The 17,425-nt window shown below is 71.6% G+C and carries 16 protein-coding genes; 4 read left to right on the forward strand and 12 right to left on the reverse strand.

Annotation, left to right across the window (positions count from 1 at the left end; genetic code table 11):
* Positions 1–27 precede the first annotated feature (27 nt).
* From MKK75_RS01755 to MKK75_RS01765, 3 genes are all read left to right on the forward strand, one after another.
* Positions 28–624, forward strand: coding sequence for a DUF1989 domain-containing protein (locus tag MKK75_RS01755; protein WP_244040909.1), 597 nt, complete (start codon positions 28–30; stop codon positions 622–624).
* Between the two features lie 296 nt (positions 625–920).
* Positions 921–2,660 carry a methyl-accepting chemotaxis protein gene (locus MKK75_RS01760; RefSeq protein ID WP_244040910.1) on the forward strand — a complete coding sequence of 580 codons (1,740 nt, stop codon included), beginning with the start codon at positions 921–923 and terminating at the stop codon, positions 2,658–2,660.
* Between the two features lie 299 nt (positions 2,661–2,959).
* Complete coding sequence (locus MKK75_RS01765) at positions 2,960–3,190, forward strand: DUF6429 family protein (protein ID WP_244040911.1); 231 nt, start codon at positions 2,960–2,962, stop codon at positions 3,188–3,190.
* A 7-nt stretch (positions 3,191–3,197) separates the two neighbouring features.
* Here the strand turns inward: MKK75_RS01765 and MKK75_RS01770 are convergent, their stop codons facing one another.
* From MKK75_RS01770 to MKK75_RS01780, 3 genes are all read right to left on the reverse strand, one after another.
* On the reverse strand, positions 3,198–4,451 hold the full coding sequence (locus MKK75_RS01770; RefSeq protein WP_244040912.1) for a cytochrome P450: 1,254 nt from the start codon (positions 4,449–4,451) through the stop codon (positions 3,198–3,200).
* 110 nt (positions 4,452–4,561) lie between these two features.
* Entirely contained in the window at positions 4,562–5,830 is a 1,269-nt protein-coding gene (locus MKK75_RS01775) for an NAD(P)/FAD-dependent oxidoreductase (protein ID WP_244040913.1), read from the reverse strand.
* Positions 5,830–6,075, reverse strand: a complete 246-nt coding sequence (locus MKK75_RS01780; RefSeq protein WP_244040914.1) for a ferredoxin — start codon at positions 6,073–6,075, stop codon at positions 5,830–5,832. Before MKK75_RS01780 ends, MKK75_RS01775 begins: the two co-directional genes overlap by 1 nt.
* A gap of 180 nt (positions 6,076–6,255) precedes the next feature.
* On the opposite strand from MKK75_RS01780, the gene MKK75_RS01785 reads away from it, so the two are divergent.
* On the forward strand, positions 6,256–6,831 hold the full coding sequence (locus MKK75_RS01785) for a hypothetical protein (protein WP_244040915.1): 576 nt from the start codon (positions 6,256–6,258) through the stop codon (positions 6,829–6,831).
* Here MKK75_RS01785 and MKK75_RS01790 read toward each other — a convergent pair.
* The 9 genes from MKK75_RS01790 to MKK75_RS01830 form a co-directional block, all read right to left on the reverse strand.
* Positions 6,801–8,570, reverse strand: coding sequence for a class I adenylate-forming enzyme family protein (locus MKK75_RS01790; RefSeq protein ID WP_244040916.1), 1,770 nt, complete (start codon positions 8,568–8,570; stop codon positions 6,801–6,803). The genes MKK75_RS01785 and MKK75_RS01790 overlap by 31 nt on opposite strands.
* Positions 8,567–9,337, reverse strand: coding sequence for an SDR family NAD(P)-dependent oxidoreductase (locus MKK75_RS01795; RefSeq protein WP_244040917.1), 771 nt, complete (start codon positions 9,335–9,337; stop codon positions 8,567–8,569). The genes MKK75_RS01790 and MKK75_RS01795 overlap by 4 nt, the downstream gene beginning before the upstream one ends.
* 118 nt (positions 9,338–9,455) lie before the next feature.
* Positions 9,456–10,229, reverse strand: coding sequence for an SDR family NAD(P)-dependent oxidoreductase (locus tag MKK75_RS01800; RefSeq protein WP_244040928.1), 774 nt, complete (start codon positions 10,227–10,229; stop codon positions 9,456–9,458).
* 26 nt (positions 10,230–10,255) lie between these two features.
* Positions 10,256–11,314, reverse strand: coding sequence for a phosphotransferase family protein (locus MKK75_RS01805; protein WP_244040918.1), 1,059 nt, complete (start codon positions 11,312–11,314; stop codon positions 10,256–10,258).
* Positions 11,311–12,552 (reverse strand): acyl-CoA dehydrogenase family protein, encoded by a 1,242-nt coding sequence (locus MKK75_RS01810; protein ID WP_244040919.1) that lies wholly within the window; start codon positions 12,550–12,552, stop codon positions 11,311–11,313. Before MKK75_RS01810 ends, MKK75_RS01805 begins: the two co-directional genes overlap by 4 nt.
* Positions 12,553–12,840: 288 nt before the next feature.
* Positions 12,841–14,346, reverse strand: a complete 1,506-nt coding sequence (locus MKK75_RS01815) for an ATP-binding cassette domain-containing protein (RefSeq protein ID WP_244040920.1) — start codon at positions 14,344–14,346, stop codon at positions 12,841–12,843.
* Positions 14,343–15,263, reverse strand: a complete 921-nt coding sequence (locus MKK75_RS01820; RefSeq protein WP_244040921.1) for a branched-chain amino acid ABC transporter permease — start codon at positions 15,261–15,263, stop codon at positions 14,343–14,345. Before MKK75_RS01820 ends, MKK75_RS01815 begins: the two co-directional genes overlap by 4 nt.
* A gap of 208 nt (positions 15,264–15,471) precedes the next feature.
* The gene (locus MKK75_RS01825) at positions 15,472–16,347 is read right to left on the reverse strand and encodes a branched-chain amino acid ABC transporter permease (protein WP_244040922.1); all 876 of its coding nucleotides are present in this window, start codon (positions 16,345–16,347) and stop codon (positions 15,472–15,474) included.
* An 18-nt stretch (positions 16,348–16,365) separates the two neighbouring features.
* On the reverse strand, positions 16,366–17,425 hold a 1,060-nt coding region (locus MKK75_RS01830; protein WP_244040923.1), incomplete at its 5' end, for an ABC transporter substrate-binding protein.

The following is a 17,425-nucleotide window of genomic DNA, read 5'->3' on the forward strand; positions in this document are numbered from 1 at the left end:
GGAGATCACGGCGTGAGCGGAGCCAGCATGGATCGACCGGCGGTGCAGCGGATCGCGCCGCGCACGGGCGTCGCCTTCACCCTGGATCGGGGCCAGCGCCTCACGGTGATCGACCCGAACGGTGAGCAGGTGGCCGATCTCGTGGCCTATAACCGGCACGACATCGGCGAGGTGATCTCGTCCGGCCGGACCCTCGATTACGCGAGCCGGATCTACCTCACCACCGGCGACCCGCTCTATTCCAACCGCTCCAACGTGCTGCTGCGGATCGTCGAGGACACGGTGGGCCGCCACGACTTCCTGCTGACGCCGTGTTCGGCCGACACGTTCCGGATCATCTACGGCGACACCGACCCGCATCGCGGCTGTTTCGGCAACCTCGCGGCGGCGCTCGCCCCCTACGGCATCGCGCCGGACGCGATCCCGGTGGCGTTCAACTGCTTCATGAACGTGCCGATCGACGGCACGACAGGGGCGCTGACCGTCGAACCGCCGCTCAGCCGGGCCGGGGACCGCATCGCGTTCGTGGCCGAGACCGACCTGATCATCGGCCTGACCGCCTGCTCGGCCCTGCAATCGAACAACGGCAGCTTCAAGCCGATCGACTATCGGGTCGAGGGCTGACGGGCCGGGAGGGGATAGGTGATCAGTCCGCGCCGGGCTGACGACGCGCACACGCAGCCTATTGGACCGATATTTAATCCAGGTTAATCGCCCAGCCTTGAGGCAGTACATCGCGCGCAGCCGTATCGATGGATCGTCGCACCGTTGTGCGATCGTCGTCCGCCGTCGACTCGCTTCGAAATTTGCCATTTACTAACCTGAACAGACGATTCTGCGCCGGCCCAGCGCACCGGCGGCCCGTCCCGATCCGGTGCAGGCGTCTCGGCGGCCATCGCCGTCCTCGTTTCGGTGCCCGGATGACCCCCACGCAGACAGACCAGACCTCCGCCGACGGCTTTGTGCCCTGGCGGGGCGTCGCGACGCTCAAGCTGCGCCACAAGCTCGCGGCGGTGATGGCCCTGGTGGTCGTGGCGATGGGCGCACTGAGCACCCTCGGCGTCCTCGACATCCGGTCCTCGGCGCTGGAGGATCGGGAACTCATGACGCGCCGCCTCTCCGAGGTGGCCCGGAGCCTCGTCGTCCATTACGAGGCGCTGGCGAAAGCGGGCCAGATGTCGACCGAGGCGGCCCAGCAGGCGGCGCTGACCGCGATCAGCGCCCTGCGCTTCGGCAACGAGGATTACTTCTTCGTCCTCTCCGCCGACGGACGGCTGATCGCCAACGCCTTCAACGCCAAGAACGTCGGCAAGCAGGTCCTGGATCAGACCGACATGCCCGGCGGCAAGCGCTACTTCGCCGAGATGGTCGAGACCGCCCTGCGCGACGGCTCGGGCGTCGTGAACTACATGAAGCCGCGGCCCGGCGGGACCGAGCCGGTCGAGAAGATCGCCAGCGTGCAGATGTTCAAGCCCTGGGGCTGGATCGTCGCCACCGGCCTCTACCGCGACGACGTGTACGCGGACGTGCGCAGCCGGGCGACCACGATCGCGCTCTGGTCTGTCGGCCTTGCGCTCCCGGTCGTGGCCCTGCTCCTGCTGATCGGCAACAGCCTGTCGCGCCCGATCACCCGCCTGACCGCCGCGATGCGCGGCCTCGCGGAGGGCGACCTCGCCGCCCCGGTGGCGGATCAGCGGCGCGGCGACGAGGTCGGCGCGATGGCCCGGGCCGTCCAGGTGTTCAAGGACGCGCTGATCGCCAAGCGCGCGGCCGACGCCGCCGCCGTGGAGGAGAACGCGGCCAAGATGCGCCGCGCGGAGCTGCTCGACGCGGTCACGGCCCGGTTCGACGCGCAGGTCAGCGCCCTGACGCAGGGCCTGGCCTCGGCCGCGGTGGAGATGGAGGCCACCGCCCGGGAGATGACGCGCACCGCCGCGCGCACCACCGAGCAGTCGGTCCGCGTGAGCGCGGCCTCCGAGCAGACGTCGAGCAACGTCCAGACCGTGGCGGCCGCCAGCGAGGAGATGTCGGCCTCGATCCAGGAGATCGCGGCCCGGGTCGCCCAGTCGTCGTCGATGGCCGACCGGGCCAGCACCGACGTCGCCCGGGCCAATGCGCTGATGCAGGTCCTGTCCCGGGGGACGGAGCAGATCAGCGAGGTGATGGGGCTGATCGCCGGGATCGCCGGGCAGACCAACCTGCTCGCCCTCAATGCGACCATCGAGGCGGCTCGCGCCGGCGAGGCCGGCAAGGGCTTCGCCGTGGTGGCGGGCGAGGTGAAGGCGCTGGCCAGCCAGACCGCCAAGGCCACCGAGACGATCGCCGGCCAGATCGCCGCGATCCAGGGCGAGACCCGGCACGCGGTCGAGTCGATGCGGGCGATCGGCAGCTCGATCGACGCGATGCGCACGGTCGCGCTGAGCGTGGCCGCCGCCATGGAGGAGCAGGGGGCGGCGACCAGCGAGATCGTCCGGAACGTCTCGCAGGCCGCCCAGGGCACCCAGGCGGTGAGCGCCGACATCGCGGACGTGCACGCGGCCGCCGGCGAGACCGGGGCGGCCTCCGGACAGGTGCTGAGCGCCGCGCAGGAGCTGGCGCGCTACTCGGCGAGCCTGGGGCAGGAGGTGTCGACCTTCCTCGCCGCCGTGAAGGCCGCTTGAGGCCACCTCAACCCGGGGGTGGACGGCGCAGGGTCGAGCGCAGACGATTCGAACCGGACAATTCCGGGCCGGGGCCGGCAGCCCCGCCCGCGTGCGGGATCGATCGATGCGCTTCGCCCCTGTGGCCCTGTGGACGCGGGACCTCGACGCCGCCGCCGCGATCTGGCGGGCGAATTTCTACGCGACACCGGGCTCCTTCGCTGCGCTCGCAGAGACGGCAACGCCAAGGTCCGTGACGGGAAACGGTTGGCGGGGCGCGACCCGCTTTTCAGACGCGGGCGCCGTGATAACCGTCACGCATGCGCGACGACGAAGAGCGGATCGACGACGCGGCCCTGGCTCTGCTGTGGCCGACCCTCCATGACGGTAACTGGGCCTGGAAGGGCTTCGATTGGGACGTGCTCGGCCGCCTGCACGCCAAGGGGATGATCCACGATCCGGTCGGACGCACCAGATCCGTGGCGTTCACCGAGGAAGGCCTGAGTCGCGCGGAGGCCTTGTTCCAGACCCTGTTCACCCGGCCCGACTGAGCACCCCTCACGCGATCCCGTCGATCGCCACCCGCAGGTGCTCCGGCCCGCGGAGCGCCGCGCCCTGCCGGTAGGGCGGCGGATCCGCGATCAGGCGCGGCGCCTTCAGCCGGCGGGCGAGGGCGGTGAGCGCCGCCTCGGCCTCGAACCGGGCGAGCGGCGCGCCGACGCAGTAATGCAGGCTGCCGCCGAAGCCGAGATGGCGGGTGCCGGTCCGGTCCGGGTCGAAGCGGTCCGGGTCCGGGAACACGGACTCGTCGCGGTTGCCGGCGGCGAGCAGCAGCACGAGGTCGGCGCCCTCGGGGACCGTCACCCCCGCGATGTCGATGGCCGAGAGCGTCCTGCGGGTTCGGAACTGCACCGGCGGCTCGTAGCGCAGCAGTTCCTCGATCAGCCGCGGAGCCCGCGTCGGGTCCTGGCGCAGGCGCTCCAGCTCGTCGGGATGGCGCAGCAAGGTGAGAAGGCCGTTGGTGATCAAATTCACGGTGGTCTCGTGGCCCGCCACCAGCATCAGGATCGAGGTGGCGATCAGGTCGTAATCGCCCATCTTCACGCCGGCCGGGGTCGCGTGGTTGGCGAGCCCCGACAGCATGTCGTCCCGCGGATGCCGGCGCTTCTCCCGGATCAGGTCCCCCATGTAGCCGCCGATCGCATCGAAGGTCCGGCTGTTCTTGGCTCGGATCTCGGTGTTGGACAGGCTGTCGGGTTCGAGCGCGGTGGCGAGCTGCGTCGCCCAGCCATGAAATTTCGGCTCGTCCTCCCGGGGCACCCCGAACAATTCGCAGATCACCGTCACGGGCAGCGGGTAGGCGAGGTCATCGACGGCGTCGATCTCCCGGGCCTCGCGCTTCTCCTCCAGGAGGTCGGTCACCAGCGCGTCGGAGCGGGCGCGCATCGCCTGGACGCGCGCGCAGGAGAACTGGTGCATCACGGCCGAGCGCAGGGCATCGTGGTCCGGCGGATCGCGGAAGATGAAGACCCGGTGGCGGTCCATCATCCAGTCCTTGAGCGGTTTCACGATCAGGTCGGTGAGCGGGTTGCCGGTGCGCGGGCGGTCGGCGGGGGGCAGCGTGTCGGAACTCACCCGCGGGTCCTGCAGCAGGCGCGCGATGGTGCCGTGGGTCGCCGCCACCCAGGTGCCCTCGGCGGTGCCGTCGTCCTGGCGCGAGACGGGGTTCTGGCGCAGCTTGGCGTAGACCGGGTAGGGGTTCGGCCGGTTGGCGAAATCCTTGACCTGATCGAGGAGGCTGGAGTCGGGCATCGAGATCCTCAAAGCGCTCTCCGCCGAAGTGGTTGCCGGTTCGGCGTCAGGGAGCGCGTCAGACTAAAGACTTAGGGCCATTCCCGACCGCGGCGCGATCGGCCATGGCCCTAAGAAAAGCCCGGGTCGAGGATCGCGACGCCCTTCGGCCGGTCGGTGGCGGCCCCGGCCGGCGGAAAGGGCGCACCGGCCGCGACCAACTCGGCATGGGCCGGCAGCCACCGGGCGGAATCCACCGAGACGGCCGCGATGCAGCGCCCCGCCCGGCCGTAGAGGGCGATGAAGCGGCCGGTCGCGGGGTTCCCCTGCGCGATCACCACCGCGTCGGCACCCTGGGTCAGGCCGGCGGACTTCACCACGAGGTCGCCTTGCGTCGACCAGAAGGTCGGCATGGCGCCGTAGGCCGCGTCGGGCGGCGCGCCGGCGAGCAGCCGCCCGGCATGGGCGGCCTGGGCCACGGCATGGCTCCAATGCTCAAGGGCGACCCGCCGTCCGTCGTAGAGCGGGTGGGGAAAGCGCGCCACGTCGCCGGCCGCCGCGATCTGCGGATCGGACTGGCCCTCCGCGTCGAGAACGTGGCCGGCGCCGTCGCAATCGACCCCGCCCGGATCGACCGACAGGCCGGCCCCGTCGAGCCACTCGGTGTTGCGGACGGCGCCGAGCGCGACGACCGCGATGTCGGCCTCGATCCGGCCGCCGCCGACGCAATGCGCGCGGACCAGCCGGCCGCCCGCACCCTCCAGCCACTCGATCTCGGTGCCGCAGCGCAGATCGACGCCGTGGCCCGCATGGATCGCCCCGATGAACGCGCCGATGGTACGGCCCAGGACCCGGGCCAGAGGGGTCGGCCCGGGGTCCACCAGGGTCACGGGCAGGTCGAGCTTGCGGCACAGGCTCGCGACCTCGCAGCCGATGAAGCCGCCCCCGATCACCAGAACGCGCCGCGGGCCGGCGGCCAGCGCCCGCCGCAGGGCCGCGGCATCGTCCCGCCCGCGCAGGGTGAAGACGCCGGCAAGCCGGCCCTCGTGCGGGTTCGGCCAGGGGCGGGCCCGGGTGCCGGTGGCGATCAGCAGGCGGTCGTAGGGCAGGGCGCGCCCGTCCGCGAGCCGCACCGTGCCGGCCCGCCGGTCGAGGCCGGCGGCCGGGGTGCCGAGCTGCCAGTCCACATCCGCGTCGAGGCCGTGCGGCAGGGCGGTGGATTCCGCGGGGATCGCGCCGGCGAGGACGTGCTTGGACAGGGGCGGACGGTCATAGGGGAAATGGGGCTCGGCCCCGACGATCGTCAGGGATCCGGAGAAGCCCGCCTCCCGCAGGGCCTCGGCGCCGCGCAGGCCCGCGAGGCCCGCGCCGACGATCACCGCGCGTTCGAGGGCCGCCATCAGGCCCCCCGCCCCCGATCCTCGACCCGGATCGCCTGGACCGGACAGGCGACGCGCGCCCGCTCGATGTCGTCGCGATCCTGCGCGGCCGGGGCCGGATCGTAGAACAGCGCCTCGTGCCCCTCGATGCGGAAATGCCGCGGCGCCGCGTAGCAGCACTGGGCATAGGCCTGACACAGGTTGAGATCGACGCTCACCCGGAGGCCGGGCGGGGATCCGGGTGACGCATCGGCGCGGGTCGACATGGCGGAGCAACCGCGCGGAACGTCCCGGGTTCCACGCTGCGGGATCGCTGCGTCGGACCCGTCGAACTGTCCGCGACCTTCCCCATGGATCGGGGCAGCCGCAATTCCCTTGGTCCCCGATTCGCCCTAATGTTGCGCTGCCCCGCGGGCCTCCGATGCGCCGCGGCTCAGGAGGGCACCATGCCGCACGGTGCACGCACGCGCCTCACCGCCCTCATCCTGCTGCTCGGCATCGGCAGCGCCACCGCCGAGCCCGCTCCGGGCACGACCTGGACGGATCCACCGGCCCACAAGCCCTCCGCCGAGGCGCCGGACCGGAAGGCGGCGGCGCCCGCATCGACGCCGTCGGCCCCTTCGACACCCGCCGCCGTCGCCGAGGAAGCCCGGCCCGTCCCCGCCGTACGCAGGGCCACCGCGCGGCGCGCCCCGGTCCGAACCGCCGCGCGGCGCGCGGCGCCCAAGCGCGTCGCCGCCACGGCCCATCGGTCGCACTTCGCTGCGGCACCGCCCCCGGTGATCGCCGGTCCGCGCGTCGCCCCAGGGGCGCCGCCCCCGCCGCCGGGACGCTATGGCTACGCGCGCTACAGGCCCTACGGCTACGGCCCGGGCTACGGCCCCGGCTACGCCGACGAGCGCCTCGACCGCCTGAGCAGCGCCGAGGCCGCGGGCTATCTCGTGGTGCACCGCCGGACGGTGATGTTCCCCGACGGCCGGACGCTGCGCGTCTACCGGCCGGACGACGGCGAGCCGTTCTGATCCGGGGCGGGCGCGAACACCGCCCGCAGCGGCGCGCGTAAAATCTTTCCGGCCGGGTTGCGGGGCAGGAGCCCGTCCCAGATCACGATCCGCACCGGCACCTTGAAGGCCGCCAGCCGCTTCGCCGCGAAGGCCCGGATCGTCTCCGGGCTCGCCTCGGCTCCCTCTTCCAGCACCACGATGGCGCCGGGCTCCTGGCCGAGCGTCGGATGGGGCACGGGCAGCACCACGGCGTCGATCACGTCCGGGTGCGCGCAGAGGACATTCTCGACCTCGCAGCAATAGATGTTCTCGCCGCCGCGGATCAGCATGTCCTTGATCCGGTCGACGATGGTCAGGAAGCCCTCGTCGTCCACCCGGGCGAGGTCGCCCGTGCGCAACCAGCCCTCGGACAAGACCTCGGCGGTCGCCTGCGGGTCGTCCCAGTAACCGCGGACCACGTTCGGGCCCTTCACGCAGAGCTCGCCGACGCTGCCGGGGGCTAGGTCGTTCCCGAGGGGATCGAGGATCCGCACCTCGCAGACCGGCAGCGGCGGCCCGCAGGAATCGGGGTGCGCCCAATAATCCTCGCCCTGGTGATGGGTGAAGGTTGCCGAGGTCTCGGTCATGCCCCAGCCGGTGCCGGGGACGACCTTCGGCAGGATCTCGCCCAGCGTCCGCACGAGGTCGCCGGCGGCCGGCGCGCCGCCGTAGGTGACGGCATCGAGGCTCGGCAGCGTCCGCCCGGCCTCCCGGGCCGCGGTGGCGAGCTGCCACGCGATGGTCGGCACGCCGCCCGCGCTGGTGCAGCCCTCGCGCTCGATCAGGTCGAGGGCCGCGTTCGCGTCCCAGCGGTGCATCATCACGAGGCGATGGCCGCCGTAGAGCGCCGCCCCGAGGCTCGCGTGACAGCCAGTGACATGGAACAGGGGAATCACCAGCAGCGCCACCCGCTGCGGCGCGGCCGGGTCGGGCTTCGGCGGGCTCTCGCCCCGGCGCAGGAAGCTGCGCGCCGCCGAGTAGGGATAGGCCATCACCGTGGTGGCGGCCGCCCGGTGGGTGCCGACCGCCCCCTTGGGCTTGCCGGTGGTCCCCGACGTGTAGAACAGGGTTGCGTCGTCCTCCGGATCGAGGGCGATGTCGGGCAGGGCTGAATCGGGGAGGGCGGCCCAATCCGTCACCGGGCCGAGGATATCGGTGAGCGGCGTCGCCCGGGGATCGGGCGCCATCCGGGTGGTGTAGACCCGCTCCAGGGCCGGGCATTCGGGCAGGTGCGGGGCGAGCCGGCCGAAGCGGTCGCCGTCGGCGATCAGCACGCGCGCGCCGGAATGCTGCAGTCCGTAGGCGAGTTCGGGCCCGGTCCACCACGCGTTGAGCGGCGTGGCGATGGCGCCGGCGAGCAGGGCGCCGAAATAGCTCACCGGCCATTCGGGCAGGTTGCGCATCGCGACGGCGACGCGGTCGCCCTTGCGGATTCCCGCATCCGCCAGCGCCCGCGCCAGGGTGGTCGCCGCCCGGGCGAAGCCCGTGAAGGTCACGCGCTCGTCCTGGTAGACCACGAAGGTCTTGTCGGCGTGGCCGCGGGCGATCCCGAACAGCTCGCGCAGCGTCGGCGGGGCCTTCTCCCAGATCCGGGTCGGCACGCCCCGGATCGGCACCGTGGTGATCGCGAAGGCCCCCCCCGGGGCGGTGAGGCGCGCCTCGGCCTCGCGGAAGGCAATCGCCGGCCAGCCGGCGGGGATGCGGCGGTCGGGGCTCATCGGGCAATCGTCACGCCGCCGTCGATGACGAGGGCCTGACCGGTCACGAACCGGCCGGCCGCCGAGGCCAGGAACACCGCCGCGCCCGCGATCTCGTCGGGCTCGCCGATCCGGCGGAGCGGCGCGGCCTCCGTGGTGGCGGCCAGCATCGCGGAATCCTCCCACAGGGCCCGGGCGAAATCGGTGCGGATCAGGCCCGGGCATAGGCTGTTCACCCGGACATTGGCGGGGCCGTACTCCACCGCGTAGTTGCGGGCGAGTTGGAGGTCGGCGGCCTTCGAGACGTTGTAGGCGCCGATCACCGGCGACCCCTTGAGCGCTCCGATCGAGGAGACGATGACGATCGCGCCGTCCCGCCGCGCGACCATGCCGGGGGCGACCATCTGGATCAGCCAGTGGTTCGACAGGACGTTGTTCTCGAGGATCTTTTTGAATTGGGCGTCGGAGATGTCGGCCAGCGGCCCGTAATAGGGATTGCTGGCGGCGTTGCAGACCAGCACGTCCACGGGACCGAGCTGCCTTTCGGTCTCGGCGACCAGGGTTTCCAGTTCGTCCTTCACCGAGATGCTCGCCGGAATCGCCACCGCCCGGCCGGCGCCGTGGGCGGCCTCGATCTCGGCGACCACCGCGTCGCAGGCCGCCCGCTTGCGCGAGGAAATCACCACCCGGGCGCCGTGCTCGGCCATCCGCAGGGCGATCGCCCGGCCGATGCCCCGGGACGAGCCGGTGATGAGGGCGACCTTGCCGGTCAGATCGAACAGCGACATGGCAACAACGTGCTGTGGTTGAATGAGTGCGCGCTCTCCCTCCCCCCTCCCCCGCGGAGGGGGGAGGGGGAAGCGCGGGTCCGGCCGGCGTCGTGATTGATCTGATACCCGCCCATCCTCATGCCTCCCGCATCGACCGGCGCAGGCGCGCCATGCCGGCGAGCCAGCGCTCGGGATCCTCGACCCGGCGGCGGGCGTACTCCGCCACCTGCGGGTGCGGCAGGATCAGGAAGCGGCCCGACGCCAACCCGTCGAGGGCCGCCTCGGCCACCGCCTCGGGCGCCAGCACACCGTCGCGCGAGGCGGCGCTGGCGGCCCCCAGCATGGCGGTGTCGACGCCCTGCGGGCACAGGGCCGCGACCCGGATCCCGTCCTCGGCATGCGCGATGGCGATATGCTCCAGGAAGGCGAGCGCCGCGTGCTTGGTGGCCGAATAGGTGGCGCTGCCGATCTGGCTGAGCAGCCCCGCCGCCGAGACCGTGCCGAGGAACGCGCCCCCGCCCCGGGCGCGCCAGAGCGGGACCAGCACCCGCGCCGCGTGGACGTGGCCCATCACGTTCACCGACCAGGACCGCGCCCAGCTTTCGAGATCCGCCGAGGTGGCCAGCTCCGGATCGGGATCGCGCTCCAGGATGCCGGCATTGGAGCAGTACAGCGCGATCGGGCCGATCTCGGCCTCGATCCGCCCCAGGACCACGGCGACCGCGTCCGGATCCGCCACGTCGAGCGCGAAGGCCCGCCCGCCGAGCCGGGTGGCCACGGCCTCCGCCCCGGCCCCGTCCCGGTCGAGGGCCACGATCGTCGCGCCCCGCGCCTGCGCGGCCTCGGCGAGCGCCGATCCGATGCCCCGGGCGGCTCCGGTGACGGCGGCGACGCGGCCGGCGAGGTCCACGCCAGGGTCGATGCCAAGGTCCATGCTCAGGCTCCCGCCCGCTCGGCGAACGCCCAGGCCGCGGCGGCGAGCTTCGGCACCCGCGCCGCCATGGCGGCGGCGTGCTCGCTCGCGGCGTTGCCGGCCTTCGCGCGCGCGGCCACGCCCTGGAGGATGCCGACCAGCCGGAACAGGTTGTAGGCGAAGTACCAGTCGAGCTCGGGCAGGTTTGTGCGGTCCGCCGCCCGGCAGTAGAGCGCCACCGCCTCGTCCCTTGTGGGGATGCCGAGCGTCGGCAGGTCGAGCCCGCCGAGCCCGCTGCGCCCGTCGGCCGGCAGCTCCCACTGCATCAGCAGGTAGCTGAAATCGGCGAGCGGATCGCCGAGGGTCGACAATTCCCAGTCGAGCACCGCGCTGACGCCGCCGTCGCGGGAAAAGATCAGGTTGTCGAGGCGGTAATCGCCGTGGACCACGCAGGCACCCTGCTGCTCCGGCACGGTCCGGGGCAGCCACGCGATCAGCCGTTCGACATCCTCCAGGCGCCCGTCCTCGGCGGCGCGGTACTGGCGGGTCCAGCGGTCGACCTGCCGGGCGAAGTAGTTGCCGGGCCGGCCGTAATCGGAGAGCCCGGCCGCCTCCGGGTCGATGGCGTGGAGCCGCGCCAGCGTCGCGATCATGCCGGCATAGTGCCGGTGGCGGGCATGGGGATCGAGGCCCGGCAGGGCGCCGTCCCAGTGCACGGTACCGCCCACCGCCTCCATCACGTAGAAGGCCGCGCCGATGATGTTTTCGTCCTCACAGAGGGCGAAAGGCCTCGGAACCGGAAACCCCTCGCCGTAGAGGGCGCCGATCACCCGGAACTCGCGCTCCACCGCGTGGGCGGAGGGCAGGAGCTGGCCGAAGGGCTTTCGCCGCAGCACGTAGACCTGGCCCGGCGTATCGAGCCGGTAGGTCGGGTTCGACTGGCCGCCGCGGAACTGCTGCACGGTGAGCGGGCCGGCGTAGCCGCGGACGTGCCCGCCCATCCAGGCGGCGAGCTTCGCCTCGTCGACCCGGTGGCGCGGCTCGACCGGCTTCACGCCGGAGAAGACATCGGCCTCGCTCATGCGCGATCCGACTCGCGGCTGTTCGTGTAGCGCCCGAATTCCAGCCGGGCGATCGAGCGGTTGTGGACCTCGTCGGGCCCGTCGGCGAGCCGCAGGGTGCGGATGTGCGCGTACATCTTGGCGAGCCCGAAATCCTCCGACACGCCGGCCCCGCCATGGGCCTGGATCGCGTCGTCGATCACCTTCAGCGCCACCCGCGGCGCCGCGACCTTGATCATGGCGATCTCGAGCTTGGCGCCCTTGTTGCCGACCTTGTCCATCATGTCGGCGGCCTTCAGGCAGAGGAGGCGGGTCATCTCGATGTCGATCCGCGCCTCCGCGACCCGCTGCTCCCAGACCGACTGCTCGCTGATCCGCTTGCCGAAGGCGACGCGGGAGACCAGCCGGCGAGCCATCGCCTCCAGCGCGACTTCCGCCGCCCCGATGGTGCGCATGCAGTGGTGGATGCGGCCCGGACCGAGGCGCCCCTGGGCGATCTCGAAGCCGCGTCCCTCGCCGAGGATCAGGTTCTCGGCCGGGACGCGCACGTTCTCCAGCACCACCTCGCCGTGGCCCTTGGGCGCGTCCTCGTAGCCGAAGACCGGGAGCAGGCGCTCGACGCGCAGTCCGGCCGAGTCCATCGGCACCAGGATCTGCGATTGCTGGCGGTGGCGGGGCGCCTCCGGGTCGGTCTTGCCCATCAGGATCGCGAGGCGGCAGCGCGGATCGCCGACGCCGGTCGACCACCATTTGCGGCCGTCGATGACGTAGTGGTCGCCGTCGCGGCGGATCGACGTCGCGATGTTGGTGGCGTCCGAGGAGGCGACCTCCGGCTCGGTCATCAGGAAGGCGGAGCGGATCTCGCCCGCCATCAGGGGCGTCAGCCACCGCTCCTTCTGGGCCGCGGTACCGTAGCGGTGCAGCACCTCCATGTTGCCGGTGTCGGGCGCGGCGCAGTTGAACACCTCCGAGGCGATCCCGACCCGGCCCATCTCCTCGGCGCAGAGCGCGTAATCGAGGTTGGTCAGGCCGGCGCCGCGATACGCGTCCGTGTCGTGCTCGGAGGCGGGCGGCAGGAACAGGTTCCACAGGCCTTCGGCCCGCGCCCTGTCCTTGAGGCGTTCCATCGTGGGGGCGGGTTCGCGGCTCGCGGCACGCTCGGCCGCTACGGCCGCCGCCGCGGGCAGGATCTCGGTCGCGATGAAGGCGCGCACGCGCTCGAGCCAGCGCGTCTGGGATTGGGAGAGGTTGAAGTCCACGGCGTCCGCTCCCTCGGGATTTTCTGCATCATGCCGGCGCGAAGCTTGCGCCGGGCTGGGGTCCTTGCGTCTCCCTCTCCCCGTTGCGGGGGAGGGTGGCCCCTCCGTCAGCAGGGGTCGGGAGAGGGGAGCGACGGTGCAGAACAAAGCTCTGCGGTGCGCGTAGGTCGCGCCCCGTCCGGACACCGGGTTCCCCTCTCGCGGGCCTTCGTCCCGACCCGACCTGCTTCGGGAGCCACCCTCCCCCGCAGAGGGGGGAGGGGGAGCCGCGGAGATGGCAGCGCCGCCTCACAGATACGCCGCCCCCATCTCACTGGCGAAGCGCTGCGGCGGGCCCTCCCAGACGATCCGCGCCTGCTCCAGCACGTAGACCCGGTCGGCATGCGGCAGCGCGAAGGTGACGTTCTGCTCGCCGAGCAGCACCGTGATCGGCGTGGTCTGGCGCAGCTTCTCCAGCGCCTTCGACAGCAGCTCCAGGATCACCGGGGCGAGGCCGAGCGTCGGCTCGTCGAGGATCAGCAGGCGCGGGCGCATCATCAGCGCGCGGGCGATGGTCAGCATCTGCTGCTCGCCCCCCGAGAGGGTGCGGGCGCTCTGGCCCTCGCGCGCCTTGAGGATCGGGAACAGCTCGTAGAGCCACTCCCGCTGCTTCGCGCTCTCGGCCTTCGGGAAGTGCTGGCCGCCGAGATCGAGGTTCTCGCGCACGTTGAGGTCGCCGAACAGCTCGCGGGTCTCCGGCACCTGGACGATACCGGCGCGCGCGATGGCGGCGGGCTTCATCCGGGTCAGGTCCTGGCCGTCGAACCGGATCGTGCCGGTATGCGGCACGATCCCTGAGATGGCGTTAAACAGGGTGGTCTTGCCCGCCCCGTTCAGGCCGACCACCGAGACGAACTCGCCCTCGTGGACGTGGATCGAGGCGGAGCGCAGGGCCTGCGCCTTGCCGTAGAGCACGTCGACGCCCTCGACGGTGAGCAGCGAGTCCGGCTTGAACGCCGCCTCGGGCCGGGCCGCCGTCTCGATGCTGCCCCCGAGATAGACCCGGCGCACGGTCGGGTCGGCCATCACCGATTCGGCCGAGCCCTCGGCGATGCGCTCGCCGAGATACATGGCGAACACCCGGTCCACGAGGGCCGAGACGCTCTTCACGTTGTGGTCGACGAGGAGCACGGCCTTGCCCTCGTCGCGGAAGCCGCGGATCAGCTCCGAGAAGGCCGCGACCTCGCCGCCGGTCAAGCCCGCAAAGGGCTCGTCGACCAGCACCACGCGCGGGTCGCGGGCGATCGCCTTGGCGAGTTCCAGACGGCGCAGGTCGGCGAACGGCAGGGTGCCGGGGCGCCGGTCGGCGACCGCGCCGAGGCCGACGCGCTCTGCGATCTCTTGGGCACGGCGCGCGACGTGGGGATCCGCGGCGAGCCGGATCAGGCTGTCGGGCAGGAGCGCGAGGCTGATGTTCTCCAGCACGGTCTGCCGCTGCAGGGGCCGCGCGTGCTGGAACACGAGGCCGATCCCGGAACGCGCCACCCGATGGGCCGGCATCCCGCCGATCTCGCGACCGTCGAGGCGGATCGAGCCGGCGCTCGGGCGCTCCAGGCCCATGATCAGCTTCATCACGGTGGACTTGCCCGAGCCGTTCGGGCCGATCAGCCCCAAAATCTCCCCGGGCCGCAGGTCGAGGTCGATCTCCTTGACGGCGACGAGGCCGCCGAAGCGCTTGGTCAGGCCGCGCACGGTGAGGCAGGGTTCGGCCAGGACGGGAGACACGGCCCGCGGGGGCGCCACGGCGACGGTCATCGGGCTCTCCTGAAGGAGGCGAGGCCGAGCAGCCCCGAGGGCACGAACAGGATCACGAGCAGCGCCACCGCCGAGACCACGAAGGTCGAGAGCGCCCCGAGGGGACGCAGCAGCTCGCCCGCCGCGATCAGGAACACCGCGCCCAAAGCCGCGCCCACGATGGTGCGCCGTCCGCCCAGAACCGCCGCGATGATCACCTGCACGCCGACCGCCGTGTCGATCAGCGTGCCGACCGAGGCGGTGCCCATGTAGAAGACGACCAATCCGCCCGCCAGCCCCGAGAAGGCGGCGCTGACCGCGAAGGCCGCGAGCTTGTGCTTGGCGACGTTGAAGCCGAGCGCTCCGGTCACCACCGGATCCTGCCCGGCGGCCTGGAGGATCAGGCCCACGGGCGAGCGCGCGAGGGCGGTGAGGATCAGGCCGGAGACAGCCATGAAGCCGAGCGCCAGCCAGTAATTGGTGTCGGCGTCGATCGAGATGACGTCGGGGACGGTGAGGCCGATCTCGCCGCCGGTGAGGTCGGAGAACACCACGATCATGTTCTGGAGGAGCAGCACCGCCACCAGGGTGATCAGCCCGAAATAGGGGCCCCGCACCTTCAGCGCCGGCAGCGCCAGGGCGAGGCCGCCGACCACCGCGAGGAGGGTTCCGGCCGCGAGGCACCAGGGGATCGGCACTTCGTAGCGGTTGTTGAGGATGCCGGCGCCGTAGGCCCCGAGGCCGATCAGGAAGGTCGGCCCGAAATTGACCTCGCCGGCGAAGCCGAAGAGCAGGTCCCAGGCCATGGCGAACACGCCGAAATAATAGGCGATGGTCAGGAGGCCGAGGATGTAGCCGGAGACGTACCACGGGAGGGTTGCGGCCGCCGCGACGGCGAGGATTGCGATCCAGAAGCCGGGGGTGGTGAGGAGCTTCATGGGGTGGCCTCGCGCAGGATAACGATCAGGCTCGTTCGGCGCAGAGGCCTTTCCCAACCATTCCCCTCATCCTGAGGTGCCGCGCCAGCGGCCTCGAAGGAGGCCTCCAGGGATCGCGCGGCTGGCTGGAGGGCTCCTTCGAGGCCCGCTGACGCGGGCGCCTCAGGATGAGGGCGCGGGTCGGGGACCCGTGGTGTAAAAAAACCCATCACCGCCGCCCCAGCAGACCCTGCGGGCGCAGGTACATGACCGCCACCAGCAGCAGCAACGCCGGGATCACCCGGTAGGCCGGCGAGATCAGGTAGGCGGTGGCGGTCTCGAGATACCCCACCACGTAGGCGGCGATCAGCGAGCCGGTGACGCTGCCCAACCCCCCCAGCACCACGATCGAGAAGGCGCTCGCGGTGAGCGGCCCCACCGAATACGAGGACACCCCCAGAAACATCCCGAGCAGCACCCCGGCGATGCCGGCGAGCAGACCGTAGATCGCCCAGACCGCCACGTAGATCCGGCCCATGTCGTGGCCGAGCAGCGTCACGCCCCGCGGGTTCATGGAGGCGGCGAGCAGCACCTTGCCGGCCCGCGCCCGGTTCACGAACAGCCAGAGCAGGGCGATCACCACCCAGCAGATCACCGCGGTGAAGATCTCGTTCTTCGGCGTGCGCACGCCAGCGATCTCGATCACCCCCTCGACGATCGGCAGCACCGTCTTCGGGTTGTCGGTGAAGAAGTAGGCCACCAGCTCCTGGATCATGATCCCCCAAAGCAGGGTGCCGGTGAGCACGAAGATCTCTTTCTCCTCCCGCGGGATCGCCTTGCTCCGCTCGATCGGCGCGACCACCGCGAAATAGGTGACGAGGGCGCCCGCCAGCCCGCACAGGACGCCGATCGCCGCGCCGACGTAGGAGCCGAGCCCGAATAGAGCCGAGGCCGCCCAGGCCGCCACCGCGGCCATCACCATCAGGGCGCCGTGGGTGAGGTTGAGGACGCCCGAGACCCCGAAGATCAGGGTGAAGCCCATCGCGCCCAGCGCGTAGAGGGCCGAGATCGCGAAACCGTCGACGAGGATCTGGAGGCCGATCACCGCGCTCTCCCCGCCGGCCTACTGGACCGCCGGCTTGACGGCGGGCGGCAGTACCATGGCCCCGTTGGCCACCCCCGCGGGCCAGATCGCGACCTGCTTGCCGTTCTGCCACTGGCCGAGCACGCTGGTCATCAGGCCGGGTCCGTACTGGATCGAGTGCGTGAACGGCTCGTCCTTGCCGTAGAACGTGATGTGGCCGACGGTGCCGACGTAGTCGGTCTTCTCCAGGGCCTCGACCAGCTTGTCGGCCTCCGTGGAACCCGCCCGCTTGATCGCCTCGGCGGTGTAGTGGGTCGCGTCATACGCCATGTAGCCCGCGTAGGACGGCGCCCCGCCGAAACGCTTGGTGAAGGCCTCGGCGAAGGGGATTGTCTTCTCGGTGAGCGCCACCCCCGGCAGCGCCACGCTGTCGAACAGCACGCCCTGCGTGCCGCCGTTGGTGTTGGCCCAGAAGGTCGAGGAGGTCGCCTGCCCGCTGATCCCCGTCATGGCGATCGGCACCTGCTGGTTCTGCCACTGCACGGTCGGCTGCACGCCGACATGGGCGATGCCGGTGACGATGAGATCCGGCTTGGCCGCCTCGATCTTGTTGTAGATCGGCGTGAAGTCGCCCGTATCCGGCGAGAAGCGGACGTGCTCGACCACCTTCAGCCCGGATCTCGGCAGGCATTCCTCGTAGGCGGCGTCGAGGGGCCGGGTCCAGGCCGCGTCCTCGCTCATGATCGCCGCCGTCTTGGCCTTGAGCTTGCCGACCAGCACGTCCTTGGCCGAGTCGCACACCGCCTGCGCCAGGGCGTGCGAGGTGAGATAGCCGTGGAAGGTGTACTTGTTGCGCGCGTAGTCCTTGTGGACGTTCACGCTGATCTCGTTGGAGGCCGCGCCGGGGGTGATCAGCGGCGTCTTGAGCCGGGCCGCCCAGGGCATCAGCGCCAGCACGACCTCGGAGATGTAGCTGGCGATGACGAGGTTGACCTTGTCCTCGGACACCGCCCGCTGGAACGCCCGGACCGCGTCGGAGGCGGAACTCTTGTCATCGTAGGTGACGACCTGGATCTGCCGGCCGTCGACCCCGCCCTTG

The organism is Methylobacterium sp. J-030, assembly GCF_022829545.1.
GTDB lineage: Bacteria > Pseudomonadota > Alphaproteobacteria > Rhizobiales > Beijerinckiaceae > Methylobacterium.